At 65.4% G+C, this 22,671-nt stretch carries 18 protein-coding genes; 10 read left to right on the top strand and 8 right to left on the bottom strand.

Annotated features, from left to right (window positions below):
- Window positions 1–319: 319 nt before the first annotated feature.
- Window positions 320–1,612, bottom strand: a complete 1,293-nt coding sequence (gene sat, locus DESFRDRAFT_RS13345) for a sulfate adenylyltransferase (protein ID WP_005994703.1) — start codon at window positions 1,610–1,612, stop codon at window positions 320–322.
- Window positions 1,613–1,905: 293 nt separating this feature from the next.
- On the opposite strand from sat, the gene lepA reads away from it, so the two are divergent.
- The 3 genes from lepA (at window position 1,906) to DESFRDRAFT_RS13330 (ending at window position 5,862) form a co-directional block, all read left to right on the top strand.
- Complete coding sequence (gene lepA, locus DESFRDRAFT_RS13340) at window positions 1,906–3,708, top strand: translation elongation factor 4 (RefSeq protein WP_005994701.1); 1,803 nt, start codon at window positions 1,906–1,908, stop codon at window positions 3,706–3,708.
- A gap of 98 nt (window positions 3,709–3,806) precedes the next feature.
- Complete coding sequence (gene lepB, locus DESFRDRAFT_RS13335) at window positions 3,807–4,406, top strand: signal peptidase I (RefSeq protein ID WP_005994699.1); 600 nt, start codon at window positions 3,807–3,809, stop codon at window positions 4,404–4,406.
- 385 nt (window positions 4,407–4,791) lie between these two features.
- The gene (locus tag DESFRDRAFT_RS13330; protein ID WP_005994697.1) at window positions 4,792–5,862 is read left to right on the top strand and encodes an AbrB family transcriptional regulator; all 1,071 of its coding nucleotides are present in this window, start codon (window positions 4,792–4,794) and stop codon (window positions 5,860–5,862) included.
- Window positions 5,863–6,028: 166 nt separating this feature from the next.
- Here the strand turns inward: DESFRDRAFT_RS13330 and DESFRDRAFT_RS13325 are convergent, their stop codons facing one another.
- Together DESFRDRAFT_RS13325 and DESFRDRAFT_RS13320 are read right to left on the bottom strand one after the other, a co-directional pair.
- Window positions 6,029–7,180 carry an iron-containing alcohol dehydrogenase gene (locus tag DESFRDRAFT_RS13325; protein ID WP_005994695.1) on the bottom strand — a complete coding sequence of 384 codons (1,152 nt, stop codon included), beginning with the start codon at window positions 7,178–7,180 and terminating at the stop codon, window positions 6,029–6,031.
- Complete coding sequence (locus DESFRDRAFT_RS13320; RefSeq protein ID WP_005994693.1) at window positions 7,177–9,144, bottom strand: PAS domain-containing sensor histidine kinase; 1,968 nt, start codon at window positions 9,142–9,144, stop codon at window positions 7,177–7,179. The genes DESFRDRAFT_RS13325 and DESFRDRAFT_RS13320 overlap by 4 nt, the downstream gene beginning before the upstream one ends.
- A gap of 168 nt (window positions 9,145–9,312) precedes the next feature.
- Between DESFRDRAFT_RS13320 and DESFRDRAFT_RS13315 the strand changes: the two genes are divergently transcribed.
- Together DESFRDRAFT_RS13315 and map are read left to right on the top strand one after the other, a co-directional pair.
- Window positions 9,313–10,851 carry a YifB family Mg chelatase-like AAA ATPase gene (locus DESFRDRAFT_RS13315; protein ID WP_005994691.1) on the top strand — a complete coding sequence of 513 codons (1,539 nt, stop codon included), beginning with the start codon at window positions 9,313–9,315 and terminating at the stop codon, window positions 10,849–10,851.
- Window positions 10,852–10,913: 62 nt separating this feature from the next.
- Window positions 10,914–11,657 carry a type I methionyl aminopeptidase gene (map, locus tag DESFRDRAFT_RS13310; RefSeq protein ID WP_005994689.1) on the top strand — a complete coding sequence of 248 codons (744 nt, stop codon included), beginning with the start codon at window positions 10,914–10,916 and terminating at the stop codon, window positions 11,655–11,657.
- A 109-nt stretch (window positions 11,658–11,766) separates the two neighbouring features.
- Here the strand turns inward: map and DESFRDRAFT_RS13305 are convergent, their stop codons facing one another.
- A complete protein-coding gene (locus DESFRDRAFT_RS13305) occupies window positions 11,767–13,296 on the bottom strand; it encodes a glycosyltransferase family protein (RefSeq protein WP_005994687.1) in 1,530 nt (509 codons plus the stop codon).
- Between the two features lie 102 nt (window positions 13,297–13,398).
- Window positions 13,399–15,963, bottom strand: a complete 2,565-nt coding sequence (locus DESFRDRAFT_RS13300; RefSeq protein WP_005994685.1) for a GAF domain-containing protein — start codon at window positions 15,961–15,963, stop codon at window positions 13,399–13,401.
- 188 nt (window positions 15,964–16,151) lie between these two features.
- Here DESFRDRAFT_RS13300 and DESFRDRAFT_RS22735 point away from each other — a divergent pair, with 188 nt between their 5' ends.
- Window positions 16,152–16,301 carry a hypothetical protein gene (locus tag DESFRDRAFT_RS22735; RefSeq protein ID WP_005994683.1) on the top strand — a complete coding sequence of 50 codons (150 nt, stop codon included), beginning with the start codon at window positions 16,152–16,154 and terminating at the stop codon, window positions 16,299–16,301.
- Window positions 16,302–16,449: 148 nt separating this feature from the next.
- On the opposite strand, the gene rfbA is transcribed toward DESFRDRAFT_RS22735, so the two are convergent.
- Window positions 16,450–17,319 (bottom strand): glucose-1-phosphate thymidylyltransferase RfbA, encoded by an 870-nt coding sequence (gene rfbA, locus DESFRDRAFT_RS13295; RefSeq protein ID WP_005994681.1) that lies wholly within the window; start codon window positions 17,317–17,319, stop codon window positions 16,450–16,452.
- A 104-nt stretch (window positions 17,320–17,423) separates the two neighbouring features.
- Between rfbA and DESFRDRAFT_RS13290 the strand changes: the two genes are divergently transcribed.
- Window positions 17,424–18,221 carry a MogA/MoaB family molybdenum cofactor biosynthesis protein gene (locus DESFRDRAFT_RS13290; protein ID WP_005994679.1) on the top strand — a complete coding sequence of 266 codons (798 nt, stop codon included), beginning with the start codon at window positions 17,424–17,426 and terminating at the stop codon, window positions 18,219–18,221.
- Between the two features lie 503 nt (window positions 18,222–18,724).
- Here DESFRDRAFT_RS13290 and DESFRDRAFT_RS13285 read toward each other — a convergent pair.
- Entirely contained in the window at window positions 18,725–19,384 is a 660-nt protein-coding gene (locus DESFRDRAFT_RS13285; RefSeq protein WP_005994677.1) for a precorrin-8X methylmutase, read from the bottom strand.
- Between the two features lie 152 nt (window positions 19,385–19,536).
- Between DESFRDRAFT_RS13285 and DESFRDRAFT_RS13280 the strand changes: the two genes are divergently transcribed.
- Both DESFRDRAFT_RS13280 and DESFRDRAFT_RS13275 read left to right on the top strand, forming a co-directional pair.
- Window positions 19,537–20,304: a DUF4198 domain-containing protein gene (locus DESFRDRAFT_RS13280; protein WP_005994676.1), complete on the top strand. Its 768-nt coding sequence runs from the start codon at window positions 19,537–19,539 to the stop codon at window positions 20,302–20,304.
- A gap of 2 nt (window positions 20,305–20,306) precedes the next feature.
- The gene (locus tag DESFRDRAFT_RS13275) at window positions 20,307–20,804 is read left to right on the top strand and encodes a hypothetical protein (protein ID WP_005994674.1); all 498 of its coding nucleotides are present in this window, start codon (window positions 20,307–20,309) and stop codon (window positions 20,802–20,804) included.
- A 339-nt stretch (window positions 20,805–21,143) separates the two neighbouring features.
- On the opposite strand, the gene DESFRDRAFT_RS13270 is transcribed toward DESFRDRAFT_RS13275, so the two are convergent.
- The gene (locus DESFRDRAFT_RS13270) at window positions 21,144–21,629 is read right to left on the bottom strand and encodes a PH domain-containing protein (RefSeq protein ID WP_005994673.1); all 486 of its coding nucleotides are present in this window, start codon (window positions 21,627–21,629) and stop codon (window positions 21,144–21,146) included.
- A gap of 169 nt (window positions 21,630–21,798) precedes the next feature.
- Between DESFRDRAFT_RS13270 and DESFRDRAFT_RS13265 the strand changes: the two genes are divergently transcribed.
- On the top strand, window positions 21,799–22,665 hold the full coding sequence (locus DESFRDRAFT_RS13265; protein ID WP_005994671.1) for an EamA family transporter: 867 nt from the start codon (window positions 21,799–21,801) through the stop codon (window positions 22,663–22,665).
- Window positions 22,666–22,671 lie beyond the last annotated feature (6 nt).

Genomic DNA, 22,671 nt, shown 5'->3' with positions numbered 1-22,671 from the left:
TGGATGCCACCGCATGCCGGATGGCGATCACGGCGTGACTGTATGGTGCGCCGACATTCTGCCCATACAAGCCCATTGTATAGAGCAATAACCGGACCAGTGCAATTCTCTGGATTTTCTCGCAGTGCCGTTCAGGAAAGAAACAGGTTCTTGCATATTTTTCATGCAGGGGTGTATGCAAAATGTACTTTTAATGGACTAGAATACTATGAAATTGAGTCGGCGCACGGCACCGGGGACAATGCGCAGCGGAGCGCAGCAAAAAAGGGAGGACGCTTTCGCGTCCTCCCTTCGTGCAATCGTATGATTGCGCGGCAGCTTATTTGGCGGAGTCGCCGGAAGCAGCGCCGTGCATCTTGATCTCGACCTTTTCGGTCAAGCCTTCGTAGTACTTGCGCAGCTTGACCAGGACTTCTTCGCGGCCAAAGTGATCCGGAATCTCGCCGCCCTCGGACAGCATCTTGCGCAGCTTGGTGCCGGAGAGGATGACGCGGTCTTCCTTGGTGTGCGGGCAGGTGCGCAGGGAAGCCATGCCGTCGCACTTGTAGCAGTAGAAGGTCCAGTCGATCTTCAGCGGCTGGCACAGCAGGGCCTTGCCGGGAACCGGGCAGGCTTCGTTGGCGTAGGGGATGCGGTCGAAGATCTCCTGAGCCTCGAACATGCCGTAGAAGTCGCCGACGCCGGCGTGGTCACGGCCGATGATCATCTTGTTGACGCCGTAGTTCTGGCGGAAGGTGGCGTGGAGCAGGCCTTCGCGGGGACCGGCGTAACGCATGTCGAGGGGGTAACCGCCCTGGACGACGTTCTTCTCGACGAAGTAGTGCTTGACCAGGGTGTCGATGCAGTCGACGCGCACTTCGGCCGGGATGTCGCCGGGCTTCAGGTTGCCGATCAGGGAGTGGATGATGACGCCGTCGCAAACTTCGATGGCGATCTTGCACAGGTACTCGTGGGAGCGGTGCATGGGGTTGCGCAGCTGCAGAGCGGCGACGTTGGCCCAACCACGCTCGTCGAAGATGGCGCGGGTCTCGGCCGGGCGCAGGTAGACGCCCTTGTACTTGGTCGGGTACTCGCCCTCGGACAGGACGTTGACCGGACCGGCAAGGCAGATGTCCTTGCGGGCCATGACCATCTTGACGCCCGGGTGATCCTCAAGGGCGACCTTCCAGAACTTGTCGTCAGCGGAGTCGTCGCCATGGCCCTTGTAGACCAGCTCGGATTCCCACTTCTTGTCGGCCTCGGTCATCTCGAACTTTTCGGTGACCTTCATGGTGGCGTAGATCTCGCCGTTGCGCTCGAGGGTGATCTCCTCGCCTTCCTTGATCCCGGCGGCGTCTTCCTTGGTCACCGCCAGCATGACGGGAACCGGCCAGAAGGTGCCATCGGCCAGGGTCATCTTCTCGACGACGCTCTTCCAATCGGCCTTGGTCATGAAGCCTTCCAGGGGCGAGAAGCCGCCGATGCCGATCATGATCAGGTCGCCCTTTTCCTGGGCGGTGATCTCGACTTTCTTCAGGCCAGCGGCCTTCTTCAGCTCGGCTTCCTTGGCAGCGCCCTCGAGCAGGCGAATGACCAGACCTTTGCCTCCATGCGGCGGAACCAATTTGGACATGTAGCGCCTCCTTACCGGTGATGTTTGGTTAACGTTTCCGCGTTATTCGTGGGTGGCCGGATGTTGTCCCGGAGCCGGCCGTACCCATGAGTGCGCTTCGTATACACCAGGGCCAGGGGAATAGAAAGTGAAAAATGTGTCAAACACCACGAAAATGTCTCGGGACCTTGACGCAACGGGCGGTTTTCGCTTCCTCCCCCCCGCGCGTCCTTCGCCCGCATTGACCTCGACAGCGCCTTCCATTATGTGCCTAGCCGACTCCCGGCGTCGCTTCGCCAAAGGCTTTTCCACCCATGGACATCTCGCGCATCCGAAATTTCAGCATCATCGCCCACATCGACCACGGCAAGTCGACTCTTGCCGATCGCATACTCGAACTCACCGGTGTGATCACCGCCCGGGAGATGCGTGAGCAATATCTCGACCGCATGGACCTCGAGCGCGAGCGCGGCATCACCATCAAGGCCCAGACGGTGCGCATTCCTTATAAGGCCGCCGACGGGACCGAATACATCCTGAACCTCATCGACACTCCCGGCCACGTGGACTTCTCCTACGAGGTCTCGCGCAGCCTGGCCGCCTGCGAGGGCGCTTTGCTCGTGGTCGACGCGACGCAGGGCGTGGAGGCCCAGACCCTGGCCAACGTGTTTCTGGCCCTGGACAACGACCTGGAGATCATCCCGGTCCTCAACAAGATCGACCTGCCGAGCGCCGACCCCGAGGCGGTCAAGGCCGAGATCGAGGAGGCCATCGGGCTTCCCTGCGCCGACGCCGTGGCCGTTTCGGCCAAGACCGGCGTCAACGTGGGCGCGGTCCTCGAACAGATCATCACCAAGATTCCGCCGCCCAAGGGCGACCCCGCCGCGCCGCTCAAAGCCCTGGTCGTCGACTCCTGGTACGACTCCTACCAGGGCGTCGTGGTCTTGTTCCGGGTCATAGACGGTACGGTGAAGCTCGGACAGCGCATCAAGATGATGTCCACGGGCGCGACCTTCGAAGTCATCCGCCTGGGCGCGTTTTCCCCGGGCCCCATCGACATTCCGAGCTTCGGGCCGGGCGAGGCCGGCTTTTTGTGCGCCAACATCAAGACCCTGACCGACGCCCGCGTGGGCGACACCGTCACCACGGCCGAAGAAGGGGCCGTCGTCCCCCTGCCGGGCTTCAAGGAAGTCAAGCCCATGGTGTTTTGCGGCCTGTACCCGGTGGACGCGGCCGAGTACGAGGTCTTAAAAACCGCCCTGGAAAAGCTGCGCTTAAACGACGCCGCCTTCACCTACGAGCCGGAGACGTCCCAGGCGCTGGGCTTCGGCTTCCGCTGCGGCTTTTTGGGCCTGCTCCACATGGAGATCATCCAGGAGCGGCTGGAGCGCGAGTTCGGGGCCAACCTCATTGCCACCGCCCCCTCGGTCATCTATAAGGTGGAGAAGCTCTCCGGCGAGACCATCTCCATCGAGAACCCGAGCAAGCTGCCGAAAACACAGGAAATAGCCGCTCTCTACGAGCCCTACGCCCGGCTCGAGATCCACACCCCCAACGAGTATGTGGGCGGGGTGTTCAAACTGTGCGAGGAAAAGCGCGGCATCCAGAAGGACGTGCGCTACCTGACCGCCACCCGCGTCATCATCACCTACGAGCTGCCGTTCGCCGAGATCGTCTACGACTTTTTCGACCGGCTCAAGTCCGCCACGCGCGGCTATGCCTCGCTGGACTACGAGATCATCGACTACCGGGCTTCCGACCTGGTCAAGCTCGACATCATGATCAACGGCGACCCGGTCGACGCGCTGGCCGTCATCGTGCACCGCGACAACGCCTACCACTACGGCCGGGCCCTGGCCTTAAAACTCAAGCGCGTCATCCCGCGCCAGCTTTTCGAGGTCGTCATCCAGGCGGCCATCGGCACCAAGATCATCGCCAGGGAGCGCAACGCGCCCATGGGGAAAAACGTCACGGCCAAATGCTACGGCGGTGACATCACGCGAAAGCGCAAGCTTCTGGAAAAGCAGAAGGAAGGCAAAAAGCGCATGAAGCGCATGGGCAACGTGGAGTTGCCCCAGGAAGCCTTCCTTGCGGCGCTCAAGGCCGGAGACGACTAGACCGGCCCGCTTTCCCAACTCCGACACGGCCGGGGCGTCCGCGCGCGGCTCGCGCGGGCTTGCCCGTCCCGCCGCCCCCGAAAATAAGGAATCCCGCAATGAACCCGAGATGGCAAAAACTGCTGTTGGAATATCTTGAAGCCCTGGCCGTCGCCCTGGTCCTAGCCCTCGTCATCCGCACCTTCGTGGTCCAGGCCTTCAAGATACCCTCCGGCTCCATGCTCGATACACTGCTTATCGGCGACCACCTGCTGGTCAATAAATTCCTCTACGGCACCCACATTCCCTTCACCGACAAGGTCATCTTCCCCATCGAGGATCCCCAGCACGAGGACGTCATCGTCTTCGAGTTCCCCGAGGACACCTCCAAGGACTTCATCAAGCGCATCATCGGCGTGCCCGGCGACGTGCTGGAGATGAAGGACAAGGTCGTCTACAGAAACGGCCAGAAGCTCGACGAGCCCTACGTCAAGCACACCGACCCGGGCATCCAGGCCCGGCGCGACAATTTCGGCCCCATCACCGTGCCGCCCGGAAAATACTTCGTCATGGGCGACAACCGTGACGAATCCTATGATTCCCGCTTCTGGGGCTTCGTGGACAAGGACAAGATCCGGGGCAAGGCCTGGGTCATCTACTGGTCCTGGGACGGCCCGTCCGACATTCGCTGGAGCCGCATCGGCCGCCTTGTGCGGTAGGCGACCGGGAGAGGAACGGGGCTCTGCCCCGGACCCCGCCGGGGGGCCACGGGCCCCCCGGTCCCCCCGACTCGGCTTTGATTGGCCGCAGGCTTGGCCTGAAGCCGGGGAAGGGTGAAGGCAGCGCGTTCCATATTTTATCTGGAAATGCGACGCTTCGCCGCTGGCGCGGTTGTTGCCGCAATCGGCCCGGTGTCGCAGCGCGAAGCGCCTCGTGCCACCGGGCTGATTGCGGCAACAAAGACACGATTCCCATCAACCCGCGAAGGGAAGCCCGGCAAAGCGTTAAGGGGGGACCGGGGGGCATCAAGCCCCCCGGCGGAGTGCAGAGGCGGAGCCTCTGCCGGGGTCCGGGGCGGAGCCCCGCCCGCCAGGGAGCGCGCGCATGCAAGCGAAAAAGTGGCTGCTGCTGACGGTGATGACAGTGGCGGCCACGGCGGCCCTGTGGCGCATGCACCTGCCGGCCGCGCTTCTCATCGGCCCCATGCTGGCCGGCATCGTCCTGGCCCTTTGCGGCGGCGATATCGCGCTTCCCCGCGCTCCCTACATCTTGGCCCAGACCGTTGTCGGGGCGTTTATCTCCCGGGCCGCCACCCCGGACCTTCTGCCCTCGTTTTTAAGCCGTTGGCCGCTTTTTCTGGCCGTGGTCCTGGCCACCATCGCCGCCAGCGGCCTGCTCGGCTGGCTGCTTTATCGCCGCTACGTCATGCCCGAAACCACCGGCATCTGGGGCACGTCCCCGGGCGGGGCCACGGCCATGGTGGTCATGGCCGAGGCCAACGGCGCGGACGCGCGGCTGGTGGCCTTCATGCAGTATTCGCGCGTGATCTGCGTGGCCCTGGCCGCTTCGCTGGTGGCGCATTTCTGGCAGGGGAGGGGGGGCTCGGTCTGGCTCGACGTGGTCTGGTTCCCGGCCCCGCAGTGGCCGAGCCTTTTGCCGCTGATCGGGCTTTTCGTCCTGGGGGCGCTGGTCGGGTTCGGCACGCGCGTTCCCTCCGGGGCCATGCTCGCGCCCATGGCCGTGGGCGGGGCGCTACATCTTTCGGGCGTGGCCATCGCCGAGGTGCCGGCCTGGCTTCTCGCCGCCACCTACGCCGCCATCGGCTGGCGCATCGGGCTCGGCTTCACCCGCCGGGTGGCGCTGCACGCCGCGCGTTCCCTGCCGGCCATCCTGGGCTCCATCGTCGCGCTCATGAGCTTTTGCGGCGTGCTGGCCTGGGTCATCGTGCGCCTGGCCGGGGTCGACGCCCTGACCGCCTACCTCGCCACCTGCCCCGGCGGCATGGACACCGTGGCCATCATCGCGGCCACGAGCCCCGTTGACCTGTCCTTCGTCATGACGCTCCAGACGGTCCGCTTCTTCCTGGTGACGTTCCTCGCCCCGCCCATGGCCCGTTTCCTCGCCAGCCGGGCCGAGCGGCATTCGCATGGAGGAAGCGGGGGAAACCCTTTCTGAAGAAAGGGTTTCCCCCGGACCCCCATCCTAAGGACTTTTAATGGTTACAGCGCATCATCGTCACCGCATTCGTAATCGTTGAAAGTTTTTGGGAGGGGAGAGCGCGAGAGGGGGACCCTTTTTTCAAAAAGGGTCCCCCTCTCGCATCTTTTTCTCTTCGCCTTCCCTACGCCAGTTCGTGGTAAATCGAAGCGATTTCCTCCGGGCTCGGGCGGCGGGGGTTGACCCGGCTGCTGCCGTTTTCCGCCGCTTCCCGGGCCATGTCGGCCAGATCGCCCGTCGGCACGCCCACGTCGCCCAGGGTGCGGGGCAGGGGCAATTCGGCGGCCAGTTCCGTCAGGGCGATGGCGGCCTGGCGCGAGGCTTCGCCCAGGTCCATGCCGTCGATGCACCGTCCGAGGGCCACGGCGATGCGGGCCATGCGCTGGGGGCAGGCCGGCCGGTTGTAGGCTGTGACATGGGGCAGCAGCATGGCGTTGGCCGCGCCGTGGGGCACGCCGTAGCGCGCGCCCATGGGCCGGGACATGGCGTGGACGAGGCCGACCGAGGCGTTGGAAAAGGCCTGCCCCGCCTGCATCTGGGCATAGAGCATGGCCGCGCGGGCGTGGAGGTTGTCCGGGGCGGCCACGGCCATGGCCAGGTTGGCGCCGATGGTTTCGATGGCGGCCAGGGCCAGGGTGTCGGAGAGCGGGGTGGCCAGCTTGGAGACGTAGGCCTCGATGGCGTGGGTCAGCGCGTCCATGCCCGTGGCCGCGGCCACCTTGGGCGGCATGGAGGCGGTCAGTTCCGGGTCGAGGATGGCCGCCGCCGGCATGAGCGTTTCGCCGACCAGGAGCAGCTTGTACTTGCGGGCCGTGTCGGTGAGGACGGCGACCCGCGTCACCTCGCTGCCCGTGCCGGCCGTGGTGGGAATGGCGATGACCGGCGGTCCCTGTTTGAGGCCGGTGACGCCTTCGAGGCTCGCAAGCGGCCCCGGGTTGGCCAGCAGGCAGCTTATGGCCTTGGCCGCGTCCATGGCGCTGCCGCCGCCGAGGGCCACCAGCACGTCGCAGTTGTTTTCCTTGGAGAGTCCCGCGCCCTCCGTCACCGTGTCGAGGCTCGGGTCGGATTCCACCCGGGCAAAGGGCACGGCCGCGACGCCCGCCGCGGCGAGCAGGGCCCGGGTCCGCTCCAGGGAGCCGTTTTTGGTCGAGGAGGAGCGTCCGGTCACGATAAGGGCGGTTTTGCCCAGGCGCGCGGCCTCCCGCCCGACGTGTTCCAGGGCGCGGGGGCCGAATTGGATGCGGGGCGTGGTGCAAAAAAGGCGGGTGGTCGTCATGATGTCTCCTCCGGGGGCGCGGCCGGGTCGGCGGTTACGGGCAGGGGCAGTTCCATGATGAAGGTGCTGCCCCGGCCGAGTTCGGATTCGGCCCAGATGCGGCCGTTGTAATGCTCGACGATCTGCCGGCAGATGGCCAGGCCCAGGCCCGTGCCCTTGCGGCGGCGGCCTTCCTCCACCGTGTCGCCGGCCTGGGCCTGGTGGAACTTGTCGAAGATCTTTTCCAGGGACTCCCGGGGCACGCCCTGGCCGGTGTCGGCCACCTCCACGCGCAGCATGCCGTCGCGCCTGAAGGCCCGCAGCCGCACATGGCCCTCGTCCGTGAACTTGGCGGCGTTGCCGAGCAGGTTGACCAGCACCTGGCTCAAGCGGTCCGGGTCGATCCACAGCTCTGGCAGGTCCGGGGTCAGGTCCATGGAAAAGGCGACTTCCGGCTTGGCCTCGAAGTCGGCGCTGACGGCGTCGGCGGCCCGGGTGATGATGGCGGCCGGCACCACGTTGGCGTCGCGCCACTCGGCCCGGCCGGCCTCGATTTTGGACAGGTCGAGAAAGTCGTTTATCAGCCGGGTGAGCCGTTCGCCCTCGCTTTCGATGATGCCCAGGTTGTCCGTTATGCGCTTGGCCTGGCGGCGCAGGCGGTCGCCTGGACCGCTCCCTTGGGCGAATGGGGCGAAAAACCGGTTGAAGTCGCGGGCGATGAGCTTGGCGAAGCCCATGATGGAGGTCAGCGGCGTGCGCAGGTCGTGGGAGACCGTGGCCAGGAAGCCCGATTTGAGCCGGTCGAGTTCGGTCAGGCGCGTATTGGCCGCTTCCAGCTCCGCCGCCTTTTCGGCCAGCCGGCCGGTGCGTTCCTTGACGGCCTCGCGCAGGTGGCGGTTTAGGATTTCCAGCCGCCGCTCGGCCCGCAGCCGGGCCGTGACGTCGGACATGGTGCCTTCGGTGTAAAGCGGGGTGCCGGTCGCGTCGCGCACCAGCCGGATGTTGAGGCGCACCCAGATGGTCTGGCCGTCGCGGCGCACGAAACGCACCACCAGGCCGGCGACGCTCCCCTCGTCCACCAGGCGGCGCAGCATGTCGCGGCGCTCCTCGGGATTGTGGAAAAGCTGCCGGCCGACGTCGACGACGCCGTCCATGAGCGCCTGGGGCGAGTCGTAGCCGAGGATGTCGGCCATGGCGGCGTTGGCCGAGAGGATGCGGCCGTCGAAGGTGGTCTGGAAAATGCCCTCGGTGGCGTTCTCGAAAATGTCGCGGTAGTTGCGCTGGGCGGCCGAGAGGCGCTTGACCGTGGAGCGCATGGTGCGCCCGAGGCTTTGGAGTTCGAAACGCAGGCCGGCCAGTTCCGCCGGATCGCCCGGGTCGTCCCCCAGGCTGACCCGGGCGGCGTAGCGCTCCAGGCGGGACAGCGGCTGGATGATCCGCCAGCGCAGGACCCCGGCCAGGACCAGGGCCAGGGCGGCATTGAGTCCCAGGATGCGCAGGATGATGCGCGCAAGCGATTGGCGCAGGTCCTCCTCGACGAAGCGGCGGGTGGCGAACAGATCGAGGGTGCCGAGCGGCTTGTTTTCGTAGCGGATTTCGCGCCGTTCCCCGATGACGTCGGAGAGGGCCGGCCGTTCGGTCGCGACCGAGGGGTTCCAGGCCCGGTCCCGGGTGCGGCCGATGGCGACGCCCTTGTTTCCGTGTTCGGTCACCACGACCGCGGCGATGCGTTCGTTGCGCATGACGCCGTCGATGAGACGGGCGGCATGGTCCTTTTCCAGATACCACAGCGGCATGGCCAGGTTGTCGGCGAGCTGGTCGGCTATGGCCGAGAGGTCGTAGCGCAGCTCCGCCTCCAGCCGCTGCTTTTCGCTGAGATAGTCCAGCGAACCGAACGCGGCCAAAAGCAGCGTGTTGACGCATACGACCGTGAGCAACACCGCGCCGCCAACAGAGCGCGTCAGAGAGAAGCGGGCGGAGGTCATGCCGTCGGGATTCCCGGTGGAGTTGGGGGGCGCGCGCCTCGCGGCCAAGCCACGCCGTCATTTATGAAGGCGGTTAAACGCTACCATCGCCTCCGGCAAATGGAAAGCGCGGGTAGGGTAAAATCCTTGCGCCCACCGCAAGGCGGGGATATCGGTTGACCAACGCGTATGAGTCTTTCCACAATCCGTACCGCCGCGCTTTTGGGCGTCGACGCCTATCCCGTGACCCTGGAAGTCGATCTGGCGCGGCAGGGCATGCCGTCTTTCACCATGGTCGGGCTGGCCGAGGGGGCGGTGCGCGAGAGCAAGGAGCGGGTGTTCGCGGCGCTTAAAAACGCGGGGCTGCGGCTTCCGCCGGCGCGCATCACCGTCAACCTGGCCCCGGCCGACATGCGCAAGGAGGGCTCGGGCTACGATCTGCCCCTGGCCCTGGCCCTGCTCGCGGCCGTGGAGGCGATTGCGCCGGACGCCGCGTCCGGGTATTTTCTGGCCGGCGAATTGTCCCTTACCGGCGAACTCAAACCCGTGCCCGGCATCCTGCCCCTGGCCGCCCGCGCCCGGCGCGACGGCGCCAAGGGGCTCGTGGTTCCCCTGGCCAACGCCGCCGAAGCGGCAGTGGTCGAGGGGCTCTCCGTGTATCCGGCGGCCGATTTGGCCCAGGTGCTGCGCTTTTTCAAGGCCGAGGAGGACATCGCCCCGGCGGTCGCGCCGCCTTTTGCCGCTGTCGGGGACGGAAATGGCTTTGCCGAGGACTTCGCCGAGGTCAAGGGTCAGGAGCACGCCAAGCGGGCGGTGGAGATCGCGGCCGCGGGCGCGCACAACCTGCTTTTCATCGGCCCGCCGGGTTCGGGCAAGACCATGCTGGCCAAGCGCATCCCCACGGTGTTGCCGCCGCTGCGCTTCGACGAAGCGCTCGAAGTCACGACCATCCATTCCGTGTCCGGCCGGCTGGAGCCCGGTTCCGGGCTGCTCGCGGCCCGGCCCTTTCGCAGCCCGCACCACACCATTTCCGACGCCGGGCTCATCGGCGGCGGCTCCTACCCGCGTCCCGGCGAGGTGTCCATGGCCCACCGGGGGGTGCTTTTTCTTGACGAGTTGCCGGAATTCAAGAAATCCGTCCTGGAAGTGCTGCGCCAGCCGCTGGAGGACGGGAAGGTCACCATCGCCCGGGCGGCGGTGTCGTTGTCCTACCCGGCCGACGTGATGCTGGTTGCGGCCATGAATCCCTGTCCGTGCGGCTACATGGGCGACGAGCGGCATGCCTGCACCTGCGGCGAGGCCGAGGTGCGGCGCTACCGGTCGCGGCTATCCGGGCCGCTGCTCGACCGCATCGACTTGCAGGTGGAGGTACCGGCCGTGCCGTACAAGGCGCTTCGGGAAGACGCCTCGCCCATCACCTCGGCGGTCATGCGGGAGCGCGTGGCAACGGCGCGGGCTGTCCAGGCGGCGCGTTACGCCGGGCTTCCCTTCGCGGTCAACAGCCGTCTGTCCGGGAGTTCGCTGGCGCGTTTTTGCCGGCTCTCGGCCGAAGGACACGCGTTTTTGGAAGGCGCGGTGCGGCGGCTGGGGCTTTCGGCCCGGGCGCACACCCGGATTTTGCGCATTGCCCGCACCATCGCCGACCTGGACGGCGACGCGGACCTGCGCGTCGAGCATCTGGCCGAGGCCGTGAACCTGCGCAATCTGGACCGGCAGCGGATTGTTTGAAGCTTTTCGGGAATCCCGCCCCTCTGACCGGGGCGATTCCCTTATTTGCAAAGAGGGTAATCATGACATTGCGTTCAAGCGAGGATTTGGAAAAGTTGCGGGCCATCGGGGCCATCGTGCGCATGAGTCTCGAGGCCATGGCCGAGGCGGCGAAGCCCGGCATGACCACGGCCGAACTGGACGCCGTCTGCGCCTCCGTGCTGGCCGCCCATGGGGCCGAAGGCTCGCCGGCCAAGGTCTACGGTTTTCCGGGCACGGCCTGCATCAGCGTCAACGACGAGGCCGTGCACGGCATTCCCGGGCCGCGCAAGCTGGCCGAAGGGGACCTTGTCAAGTGCGACGTCACGGCGGAAAAGGACGGCTACGTGGCCGATTCCGCCATCACCGTGCGCGTGGGCAAGGTGGACCGCAAGGCCGACGCCCTGGTGCGCTGCGCCCAGAGCGCTTTTCGCCAGGGGATGCAGGCGGCGCGACCCGGCAATTACGTCCGGGACATCGGCAAGGCGGTGGAGGCGGAAGTGCGCCGTTGGGGCTTCGATGTGATCCGGGAATTGTGCGGCCACGGCGTGGGGAGTTCCATCCACGAGGAGCCTTGCGTGCCGAATTATTGCGATCCGAGGTCCCAGGATAAGCTGACCGAGGGGCTGGTCATCACCATCGAGCCCATCATCGCCGCCGGCAAGGGGCGGGTGCGGGTGCTCCCGGACAAGTGGACCATTCGTACGCGGGACCGCAGCCTTTCCGCGCATTACGAACACACCCTGGTCGTGACCAAGGACGGCCCGCTGCTGGTGACGGCGGCGTAAGAAACGCTTCGCCCCGTCGCCGGATGACCGGCGGCGGGGCGGACGCCCCCTCGGAAGCGCCGCAGGCGTCACCGGCAGACAGGCAGGGGGGGGGCGTTTTTTTCGGCCGTTATTTTTCCGTTCCGCCTTTCCCGGGCAGCCTGCATTCCAGCAGGTTGTGAAAGCGAAGGTCCGCATTGAGCCGGCGGCAGGCGAGGCCGGGATAGGTTTTTTCCAGCCGGGCCGCGACCACGTCGGGGAACCCGGTGATCACGAGCGCTTCGCCGCCCGGCCCGAACCGCAGGGCATCGTCGCTGGCGCACACCGAATGCGCCACCCCGAACCGCTTCAGGTACCAGGGCATGGAGAGTTCATCCACGTCCTTCTTCATGACATTGACCGGGATATCCCGGCCTTTTTCGGCTTGTCGGGTCAGATCGACGATCCCCCGGACATCGTAAAAATACTGGTGCCAGTTGCTGTAGGTGTTCAATAGCCGTTGGCCGGTGGCGATATCCGTGGTCCAGGATCGCTCCAGCCTGTGGACGGTCATGACGAACGTGCCGCCCATGCCGAGAATCAGCAATGCGATGACCGGCGTCTTGTAGCGTTGCAGCTTTGGGATGCGAAAAATGGCGTCAAAGCAGGCCACGACGAGCAAGGAGAACACGCCGACGAGATTGACGTAGAGCCGATAGATGTAATTATCCCCACGTACGAAGCTGGCAAGAAAGGGGATTGCATATATGGTGAGAAAAAGCAGGAGAAAAGGGGAACGATAGGCCTTTTTCCAGAGGGCAAGGGTGAGGCCGAGCGCAAGAATGACGATCAGATAAAAACGGTTTGATAAAAAAAACAGGAACATTGTCGGCGTGACATCGGTCAATATGGGTAGTGAGAACAAGCCCAGTGAGGTGACGAACCTGTTGTGGATCACTTCCCCCAAAACAGGGGCATAGAGCAGGCTGGCGATGCCCACGGAGCAGCAGAGGCCGATGACGATGTTACGGGAATATTTCCAATCAGCTTGTTTTCGGAGGACGGCAACCAGCAGCACGAGTGTAAAATATACGCCGATTGCGAAAAGAACGTAAAGATTGAGTGGTATCGTATAGAGAAGGAGTGAGAAGAGAAGGGTCATCCACACGAGGGAACGTGTTTTTTGGCGTTGTGCGTAGTCGATGGCGAAGTACAGGCCTGCCGCCAGCAGCGCCATGCTCAAGACGTAGCCGCGTACCTGGGTGGCGAAATTATAGAAGGGAATGGATGTCGCGGCGACGGCGACGCACAATATTCCTGTCCGCGTGCCGTAGAGCTTGCGCCCGATCAGGAACAGGAAAAAGAGAAACAGCAGCGCATACATCAACATGAGGAGGCGAATGGCCCAGGGATGCAGGATAAGCAGTTGCAAGTCATGCAGGCCGATGCAGGAAAGATAGATGTTGTTGAGTATGTTTAAAAAAATATGATTATTGGGGAAGCTGTAGTCCGTGACTGTTTTTTTGAGCGGTACGCAGGCGTAGAGGAGAAAGGTCGTTAGTTCATCGTACCAGAAATCGAGATTGATATAACGCGTGAGTGTGAAATAAAGGAAGGGGCCGACTGCAAGGATGGATAACAGCGGATTGATGCAAAAATTCCGACGATGTTGCGGCGCCACGGACGCTTCCTCCTTTTGCCTGGTCGAAGCGGTCACGACGCCTAGCACGCCGCCAATGGAGATGCAATTGACAATCCAGAGGCGGGCGTTGGCTTGTTTGGGCTACGTTTCCACCACCTTGGCCACGGCCCGCAGGAGTTGCCCCATCTCGCAGGGTTTGGTCACGAATTCGTCCATGCCGGCCGCCAGGAACCGCTTGCGGTCCCCCTCCAGCGCGTAGGCCGTCAGCGCCACCACCGGCAGCCGTCGGCTCGTGCCCGGCACCTCGCCGTTGCGGATGTGGGCAACCGCCGCCAACCCGTCCATCACCGGCATCTGCACGTCCATGATCACCACGTCCACCCGTTCCAGGGCCAGCTGGCGCAACGCCTCCTCGCCGTTGCCGGCCTCGATCACCGTATGCCCGAGCTTGCGCAAGCTGCGGGCCAGGGCCAGCCGGTTGACCGCCTCGTCTTCCACCACCAGGAATTTGAGCGGCGGCAGCACGGCCGGCGGCGCCGTTTCCGCTTTGGTCGGCGGCGTGGCCACGGGCCACATGGGCAGGGTCACGGTGAAGCTGCTGCCGAATCCCGGCTGGCTTTCCACTTCGATGCTGCCGCCCAAAAGTTCCGCGATGCGGTTGGCGATGGACAGCCCCATGCCCGTGCCGCCGAAACGCTTGGTCAGGCATTCTTCGCCCAGGGTGAAACTCTCGAAAATGGCGGTCTGCTTCTCCTTGGCGATGCCGACCCCGGTGTCGGTGACGGTAACGGCCAGGCATACGCCGGAAAAGTCCTTGGACACGTGGACCCGCGAGACGGCTCCCGGTTGTCGGTGGTCGTAGGGCCCGACGACCATGGACACGCCGCCGGTCGGCGTGAAGCGAATGGCGTTGCCGAGCAGATTGGCGATGATCTGGCGCAGGCGGAACGGGTCGCCGAGCAGCTTGTCCGGGATGGCGGGATCGATCTCCAGGGAAAGGGTCAGCCCGGCCAGCCCGGCCCGTACCGAAAACGCGTCGCGAAGCGAAGTCAGCAGCCGGTGCAGGGAAAATTCACGCAACATGGGCGAAAGCGATCCGGATTCGACGCTGGCCAGCTCCAGCAGGTTGTCGACGATCTCCACCAACTTGTCGGTGGAATCGCGCACGGTCTGCCAGTATTCGGCCTCGCGCCCGGTGGCTCCCTCGAGGATCGCCAGCTGGGCCATGCCCAGGATGCCGTTGATGGGGGTGCGCAGTTCGTGGCTGATGTTGGCCAGGAACTGGGTCTTGGCCTCGTTGGCCGCCTCGGCCCGGCGTCTGGCGGATACGAGTTCCTCTTCCACTTCCAGCCGCGCCGCGCCCACGTCGAAAAGCGTGGCCAGCCGCTGCACCGCCCGGGTGTCGCGTTCGGCATAGGGGCGTTTGGCCCCGGTCAGCAGGATGAGCCCCCTTGGGCCGTATCGGGCGTGGCGTAGCGGCATGGCCAGAAACCGGCCGCCCAGCCCCTGTCGGGAAAGACAAGGAGTGTACGCGTCCAACGAGACAGGCTCGTTTTGCCGGATGACGGTTCCCTCGTTGAGCGTTGCGGCAAAGGGCCCGGAATAGCGGCCGAGGTTGTCCGGGTAGAATTCGCAGTCCGCGAGCGGTTGGGGCGTCCCTCGGCCGTTGGGACCCGCCGTCGCCAGCCAGTCCACACGCCCGGTGCGCTGATCCGCAAGGCCGATGCTCCCGGCCGGGCTGTCGGTAAGGGTCATCGCCCGTTCGAGGATCAGGGCGCCCATGGCGGGCTGGTCGAGGTCCCCGGCCACCAGCCCCTTGGCCGTATCGGCCATGGCCGCGCTGACGCGCAGGGCCTGGCGCAGGAGCCCCGCCGTGCGTTCGCGCGCCGCCGAAACATGGAGAAAATGCAAGCCGTGGGAGACGTCGGCGGCCATCTGGTCGAGCAGTTCGATTTCTTCTTGGCGGAACTCGCGCGGTTGCAGATCATAAATGGACAACGCGCCCACCACCCGGCCGTCCACGACGAGCGGGAAGGCCAGAGCCGAGACGTAATGCTCCATGGCCGCCGGCCGGTTGGGCCATTCCTTGAAAAACGCTTCTTCCCGGATGTCGGGCACCACGCTCATGCGCCCGCTTCGGATGGCCGTGGCCGCCGGACCGCGTCCCCGTGGCCCCGCGTCGTAGCGGACGTCCAGGGCCTCGAGCCAGAGCGCTTCCGCTCCGGCCCGGGCCGCGATCCGCACCCGCTTGTCCGGCCCCGGTTCGGCCATGCCCACCCAGACCAGGTCATAGCCGGATTTCTCGACCAGCACCCGGCACACGCTGTCCAGGAAGGATTGCGGGTCCCTGGCCCGGACAAGCTCATGATTGACCGCGCCGAGCGCCGTAAGCGCCTGGTTGGTCCGGACAAGCTCGGCCTGGGCGGCATCGATTTCCAGGCCGCGCCGCCGCAGCGTACGCTTCAGCCTGGCCTGCCTGTCGACCAGAAGCCCCACCAGAAGCCCCGGCACCAACGCCAGCAGCACGACGGCGATATAGAAAAAACGCAAGCCCCACACATCCCACGTCAGCCAGAGATGCTCACGATACCACGAAGCGGTGATCGCCAGCACCACGGCCAGGGCCAGGGCCGTGCCCAGGCCCGCCGCCAGGGGCAGGGCGACGCCGGCATCGGGCGCATGTTGCTGATTGGGCCGTCGGGTCACGTGGTTTCTCTCCAGTGTTTACGATTACCCCGTGTCGGGAAAAAACGGAAGCGGCTTGCGTGCCCGCGCTCTCTTTTGCGAGGGGGCCCCAGTCGGGGAAAACGCGTGGAGCCTTGACGCGCGGGGGCCGGCTGGCGTAAAAAAAGTTGTTGCGCCAATGCGCCAAACGATCCGAAGGAGTGAAGGCTATGAGCATCGTAACGGAACTTGTCACGAATATGGGCCATTCCACCGAGCAGGGCTTCTTCGGGGTGACGGCCATTTACGTTTACATGGCCATTATCGTCGTCACGGCCTTCGTGCGCATTCGCCAGTCCCTGAAAAAGGACCATCACTAGACCGCCGTCCCTGAACAGGGGCCGCCGCAAGGCGGGGCGGCATCCCGTCCGGTCCGGACGGGAGCCATACCGAAACAAAACGCCCCGGGCGCGGGAGTTCCACCGTGCGCCCGGGGCGTTCTTGTTTTTTTGCATGGCCGGGCGGGCGCTATCCCTCCCGGATCATCTCCATCAGATATTGGCCATAGGCGTTCTTGAGCATGTCGCTGGCCAGCTTCTCCACATCGCCGGCCGTGATGTAGCCCATGCGGAAGGCGATCTCCTCGGGACAGGCCACCAAAACCCCTTGCCGCTCCTGCATGGCCTGCACGAAGCTCGACGCCTGCAACAGCGATTCATGGGTGCCCGTGTCGAGCCAGGCGTAGCCGCGCCCCAGAAATTCCACCCGCAGCTTGCCGCGCTTCAAATACACGTTGTTGAGATCCGTGATCTCGAGCTCGCCCCGGGCCGAAGGCTTGAGCCCCTCGGCGATCGACACCACCTCGTTGTCGTAAAAATACAGCCCCGTCACAGCGAACTTGGACTTGGGCTCCTTGGGCTTCTCTTCGATGCTGATGACGTTTTTTTGCGCATCGAACTCCACCACGCCATAGCGGTGCGGATCGCGCACCTTGTAGCCGAACACGATGCCGCCGTCCGTCAGCTTGGCGCAGCGCTGCAACACCGTGGCCAGCCCCTGGCCGTAAAAGATGTTGTCCCCGAGCACCAGGCTCACCGTGTCGTTGCCGATGAATTCCTTGCCGAGCAAAAACGCCTGGGCCAGGCCCTCGGGCTTGGGCTGCACCTTGTAGGAGAGCGACATGCCGAGGCTCGTGCCATCGCCGAGCATCTCCCGGAACCGGGGCAGGTCCGAGGGCGTGGAAATGATGAGGATGTCCCGAATGCCGGCCAGCATCAACACGGACAGCGGATAGTAGATCATCGGCTTGTCATAAATGGGCAGGAGCTGCTTGCTCACCACCCGCGTAATCGGATAAAGCCGCGTTCCCGAACCGCCAGCCAGTATGATGCCTTTCATCCGTGCTCCTCGCTTCGCTTGATTATCCGCCTGTCCCGGACGTATCGTTGGCACGCTTTTGACCCAACCCGCAAAAAACCGCAAGGTCCGCAAAGGAAGCCGCCATGCCCGAGCCCCTGCGCCTCCTCGCCGATGCCCCGCTTGCCCTGGCCGTCGCCGACCGCCTGCACCTCGTCGAGACGTCCGCTCCGGAATACGCCCCGCGTCTGACCGTCGCCGCCGGCCGGCGGCCGCGCCTTGCCCCCGGCACGGTCCTTACGTCCGCCGCCGGCCCGAGCCTGCGGATCGAAGGCGCTTTTTCCCGGCCCGGCGACGACGATATCCCCGCCAGCCGCGTCCACGTCGCCGCCGTCCTCACCCCCGGGGACCTGCCCGCCGGCGAAACCGCCTTCACCACCGAAAAATCCGGCCTTTCCCTGGCCTGGATCACCCTCAGCGACAAGGGCAGCCAGGGACTTCGCGCCGATACCGCCGGCCCGGCCATCGCCACGGCCTGCGCCGCCGCCCTGCCCGTCGCCCTGGCCAAAGGACACATCATCCCCGACGAACCCGCCATGCTCAAGGCGCTGCTCGTCGACCTCGCCCTCACCCAGGGCTACGACCTCATCGTCACCACCGGCGGCACCGGCCTGTCTCCCCGCGACACCACCCCCGAATCGACCCTCGCCGTCATCGAAAAACGCCTGCCCGGATTCGAAACGGCCATGCTCACCGCCTCCCTGGCCAAAACGCCCCACGCCATGCTCTCCCGCGCCATCGCCGGCACCCTCGGCCAAGCCATCATCGTCAACGTGCCCGGATCGCCCAAAGCCGTGCGCGAGACCCTCGCCGCCATCCTGCCCGCCATCCCCCACGGCCTCGACAAGCTGCGCGGCGACCCCAGCGACTGCGCCCAGGCGTAGGCGTAGAAGCGCGGGGCGGCGAGGAGGCGGAAGCGGGGCTCTGCCCCGGACCCCGCCGGGAGGCGAGCGCGCCCCCCGGACCCCCCTTCTCGGCTCTGGCTTGTCGGGAATGGCATTGGTTGTCGGGGAGTCGGTTGGGTAAAGATGGAGGCGGAATTTGTCGGGACGGTGCATGTCGCTGCGCGACAAGCTCGTCCCAAGCAAATTCCGCCTCCACCACGCCGGTCGCCCCAAAGGGGCGACATTCAGAAATATTGCTTGTTCTTAAAATGCGGCGCTTCGCCGCTGGCGTGGTTGTTGCCGCAATCGCGTCCGGCGTCGAGGCGCGAAGCGCCTCGTGTCGCCGGGCCGATTGCGGCAACAAATATTCGTCGTCCCACCGTCCATCTCCATCACCTCCCATCATCCCAACCCGGTAAAGGGAGGTCCGGAGGGCATCAAGCCCTCCGGCGGAGTGCAGAGGCGGAGCCTCTGCCGGGGTCCGGGGCAGCGCCCCGCCAGTCCTAGCCTTTCCTCTCTCCCGCCAGAATCGCCAGCGCGTTGACGGTCGCGCCGGCCAGGGCCGAGCCGCCTTTGCGGCCGGAGATGCTGATCCAGGGCACGTCGGAGCGGGTCATGAGCAGCGCTTTGGATTCGGCGGCGTTGACGAAGCCGACGGGCATGCCGATGACGAGGCTGGGGGCCGGGGCTCCGGCGTCCAGGCGTTTGACGAGGCGCAGCAGAGCGGTGGGGGCGTTGCCGATGGCGAAAATGATGGGGCCTTGGAGGGTATCGAGGGCGGCGTCCATGGCGGCGGCGGCGCGGGTGCCGTTGGCGGCTTTGGCGGCGGCGACGACGGCCGGGTCGTTGAGCAGGCAGCGCACGGAGCAGTGAAGCGGGGTGAGGCGTCTGGTCGGGATGGCGCAGCGGGCCATTTCGGTGTCGGTGACGATGGTCGCGCCGCCGGCCAGGGCGGTGAGTCCCGCCTGGACGGCGTCCGGGGAGAAGCGCACGAGGTCGAGCATTTCGAAGTCGGCGGTGGTGTGGATGAGCCGGCGCACGATGGTCCACTGGTGGCCGGCGAAGGGACGCGGTTCGGGGGTTTCGGCGTCGATGATGGCCAGCGAGCGCGCTTCGATGGCGTCCGGGGCGGTGACGGGCTGGATTTCGGGAATCTCGGGCATGGTGCACCTCTTGGCGGGATAGGTACCTGTGTTTCGGGGAGGGGCCAAGGGGTGGAAAGGGAACTTGTGGGGTTGACGGTAGCACGAATAATAGATTAGTAACAAATATTGATAATGAAGTTTAATTACATACATAAGAGGATCTCTGTGCCGTGAGAAAGCTGCTGTTGGTCCTGGGGTTGGTGCTGGGAATGGGCGCGGCGTGTCCGGCGGTGGCGCACGAGATCGCCATCAAGCCGGGAACGTGCGCGGCGACGGTGGGCAAGGCCGTGCCGTTTGGCGTGCATTCCGCCCATGTCTTCATTGTCAGCGAGGAGCTGGAGACGCCGGCGGACGTCAAGGCGTTTGCCGTGACCGACGGCAAGCCTGTGGAAGTGAAGCTGACCCCGGATGCGAAGACCTTTGTGTTCAACGGGCAGGCGACGTTCGCCAAGCCGGGGGCGGGGCTGATTTTGGTGCACCGGCTGCCGCAGGTCTGGAGCCTGACGCCCGAGGGCATGAAGAAGGGCACGAAAAAGGATCTGCCCGGAGCGACCAAGAGCAACAGCTATGAAAAGTTCGCCAAGGCCATTGTGTCTGTCGGCGGCAGCGACGCCGGTTTCGACGCCGTGGTCGGGCAGAAGCTGGAGCTTGTGCCGCTGACCGATCCGGCCAAGGTGAAGGTCGGCCAGGACATGGACGTGAAGGTGCTTTTGGACGGCAAGCCCACGCCGGCCGTGGTGCTGGCGACGTATGATGGTTTCACAAAAAATCCCAACAGTTACGCCTATTACACCGAAACCGGCGATGACGGCGTGGCCAAGGTGCGGATCACGCATCCGGGGCTGTGGATGGTGCGCACCGAGATGAAGGGCCCGTCGGCGGACAAGACCATCGACCGGGAAGCCTTGCGCTCCACGCTGACGTTTTGCGTGCGGTAACGATGCGCAAGATCGGTTCTCTTTTCGCGGCGGTCGCCGTGTGGGCGGTGATGGTCGGGCACCCCGTCATCGTTTCCGCGCACGGCGTCGGCTCGCGGGAAATGGACCCGGGCGCGGCCAGGGCCATGGAATTCCTCTACGCCGACGGGGAACCCATGGCCTTCGCCCAGGTCAAGGTGACGGCCCCGGGAAAGGAGGGGACGCTTTATCAAAGCGCCCATGCCGATGCCCGGGGTCGCTTCGCCTTTGTCCCGTCCGGGCCTGGGGTCTGGAGCGTGGCCGCTTCCGATGGCCAGGGGCACCGGGCCGTGCATATGGTCACGGTTGCGGCGCAGGCCGCGTCCGCCAAGCCCGCGCCGCCGGTAGTCCAGGCTGGGAGCGGGGCGATCGGTCCCGGTTGGCGGGAAATTGCCCTGGGCCTCAGTGTGCTGGGCAATGTGGCCCTCGTCGCGGCGCTGCTGCGTCGCCGGGCCGGCCGGAAAGGGGCTGTTCGAACCTGATTTTCTCCCGCCCCCTCTTGATTGCCGCGGCGTCGGGTCGTTCCGGCGTCGCGGTTTTTTTTGGGTGTCGTGATGATTTTGATCTTGATTATTATTTTCAACTTGATTAGAGATGAACCCACGTCGACCGGGATATCCCGACAGACGGAGGCGATCGCCGCCGGCTTTGGCTCGGCGGGCGGCCCGAAAAAAGGAAGCCCCGACTGTCCCCGGGGCTGTCCATAGAGCGCATCCCACAAAACCTCCACAACCCTCAAACCCCACGACGGCGGCCGGGACCGAAAGGTTCCGGCCGTTTGTCGTCGGCCGGGCTGCGCCGCCGGCGCGTGTCATGAAAATCTACGGCGCGGCCACGCCAGGAGCGGCCGCCCGGCGCAGCTCCTCCAGAAACCGATCGGGATCGCCGGGGCTCACCACCACGCCGTAGCCGAGGGTCGTGGGCACGTAGACGGCCCGGGCCTTGTCCGTGACGAAGACCAGCGCATTTTCGCCGTCGTCCAGGCGGAACCAGCCGGCCGAAAGACCGGGCAGGCCCACGCCGTTGCGGCGCCATTTGAGGCTTTTGGGACCCTTCCGGCCGAGGTCCACCCGCTTGGCCTCCCCGGCGTTTACGGCGGCAAGCGGGATGTCGCGGCCGTAGAGTCCGCCGCGCACCACCAGCTTGTCGCCGCGAAGGGCTATTTCCGCCCGGGCCGCGCCGTTTATCATGTAGGTCAGGAAGAAAAACAGGCCCACCCACAACACCAGCATGCCCCCGAAAAGGGCCGTCAGCCACCCCGTCTTGACGGCGCCTGCGGCCATGGGGAAGACGTGACCGAGTTCCATGCGCGCTCCTTGCTGCGATGTCCCGATAGCGACGCCCGGGCCGGGGAGACGTAGCACGGCCCGGCGGCGCGCGTCACGTCCCGGCGAGGGGCCGCTTGCCGCCGTACGCCTGGGACTGTAAGGTCCGGCGGCGGCCAACCCGGCCGACACGAAACGGAAACGGCGGCCCATGATCTGGTTTTTCCTGGCCTGCGTCACGGCCCTGACCCAGGCGGTCAAGGACACCTTTCTCAAGCGGGCGCTCGGCGGCATCGACCCCGCCCTGGTCATGTTCGCCTATTGCGTGGCGGCATCGGTCTTTTTGTGGTCGTTCGCCGCCGCATCCCCCGGGCCGGTCATCGGCGACAGCTTCTGGCCGCTGCTGCTTGTCGGCGGGACGCTTGGCGGCGTGACCTACTGGCTCTACGGCCGGGCCCTGGCCGCGGGCGATCTGTCCCTGACGCTCCCCATGCTGGCCTTCACGCCGCTGTTTCTCCTTTTCACCTCGCCCGTGACCGTGGGCGAATTTCCCGAGCCGGCCGGCGTGGGCGGCATCCTGCTCGTGGTCTCTGGCGCGTATGTCCTTAATTTGCGCGAGAGCCGTCACGGTCTGCTCGGGCCGGTGCGGGCGCTTCTCGTCAACAAGGGCTCCCGGCTGATGCTTCTGGTGGCGCTCATCTGGAGTGTGGGGGCCAATGTGGACAAGCTGGGGCTCACCGCTTCCTCGCCGCCGGTCTGGGGCGCGGCGGTCTATACGGCCACGGCGTTGGCCCTTTTCCCGGGCGTCGCCGCCGGGGTGCCGCATATCCGCCGCCAGCTCGCCCGCGCGCCGTGGGCGCTTTTGACAGCTGGGTTCCTCGAGGCGGTGGGACTTTTTTGTCAGATGCAGGCCCTGCCGCTCACCCAGGTGTCCTACGTCATCGCGGTCAAGCGCTTGAGCATCGTTTTTGGCGTGCTCCTCGGCGCGTTTGTCCTGCGCGAACCCGATCTGGCCCATCGTCTGCCGGGCGCTCTTTTGATGGTCGCGGGCGTTTTCTTTATTGCGGTTTTCGGATAATAGGGC

Origin of the sequence: Solidesulfovibrio fructosivorans JJ] (genome assembly GCF_000179555.1) — a bacterium.
Lineage (GTDB): Bacteria > Desulfobacterota > Desulfovibrionia > Desulfovibrionales > Desulfovibrionaceae > Solidesulfovibrio > Solidesulfovibrio fructosivorans.
This window is presented reverse-complemented; position numbering and strand designations above follow the sequence as displayed.

Excerpts from the sequence above, each read along its gene's own strand:
- DESFRDRAFT_RS13315 (WP_005994691.1), top strand. The coding sequence starts at position 9,313 with ATGAGTCTTTCCACAATCCGTACCGCCGCGCTTTTGGGCGTCGACGCC.
- DESFRDRAFT_RS13285 (WP_005994677.1), bottom strand. The coding sequence starts at position 19,384 with ATGCCCGAGATTCCCGAAATCCAGCCCGTCACCGCCCCGGACGCCATC.
- map (WP_005994689.1), top strand. The coding sequence starts at position 10,914 with ATGACATTGCGTTCAAGCGAGGATTTGGAAAAGTTGCGGGCCATCGGG.
- DESFRDRAFT_RS13275 (WP_005994674.1), top strand. The coding sequence starts at position 20,307 with ATGCGCAAGATCGGTTCTCTTTTCGCGGCGGTCGCCGTGTGGGCGGTG.
- DESFRDRAFT_RS22735 (WP_005994683.1), top strand. The coding sequence starts at position 16,152 with ATGAGCATCGTAACGGAACTTGTCACGAATATGGGCCATTCCACCGAG.
- DESFRDRAFT_RS13325 (WP_005994695.1), bottom strand. The coding sequence starts at position 7,180 with ATGACGACCACCCGCCTTTTTTGCACCACGCCCCGCATCCAATTCGGC.
- DESFRDRAFT_RS13270 (WP_005994673.1), bottom strand. The coding sequence starts at position 21,629 with ATGGAACTCGGTCACGTCTTCCCCATGGCCGCAGGCGCCGTCAAGACG.
- lepA (WP_005994701.1), top strand. The coding sequence starts at position 1,906 with ATGGACATCTCGCGCATCCGAAATTTCAGCATCATCGCCCACATCGAC.
- sat (WP_005994703.1), bottom strand. The coding sequence starts at position 1,612 with ATGTCCAAATTGGTTCCGCCGCATGGAGGCAAAGGTCTGGTCATTCGC.
- DESFRDRAFT_RS13290 (WP_005994679.1), top strand. The coding sequence starts at position 17,424 with ATGCCCGAGCCCCTGCGCCTCCTCGCCGATGCCCCGCTTGCCCTGGCC.
- DESFRDRAFT_RS13330 (WP_005994697.1), top strand. The coding sequence starts at position 4,792 with ATGCAAGCGAAAAAGTGGCTGCTGCTGACGGTGATGACAGTGGCGGCC.
- DESFRDRAFT_RS13265 (WP_005994671.1), top strand. The coding sequence starts at position 21,799 with ATGATCTGGTTTTTCCTGGCCTGCGTCACGGCCCTGACCCAGGCGGTC.
- DESFRDRAFT_RS13320 (WP_005994693.1), bottom strand. The coding sequence starts at position 9,144 with ATGACCTCCGCCCGCTTCTCTCTGACGCGCTCTGTTGGCGGCGCGGTG.
- lepB (WP_005994699.1), top strand. The coding sequence starts at position 3,807 with ATGAACCCGAGATGGCAAAAACTGCTGTTGGAATATCTTGAAGCCCTG.
- rfbA (WP_005994681.1), bottom strand. The coding sequence starts at position 17,319 with ATGAAAGGCATCATACTGGCTGGCGGTTCGGGAACGCGGCTTTATCCG.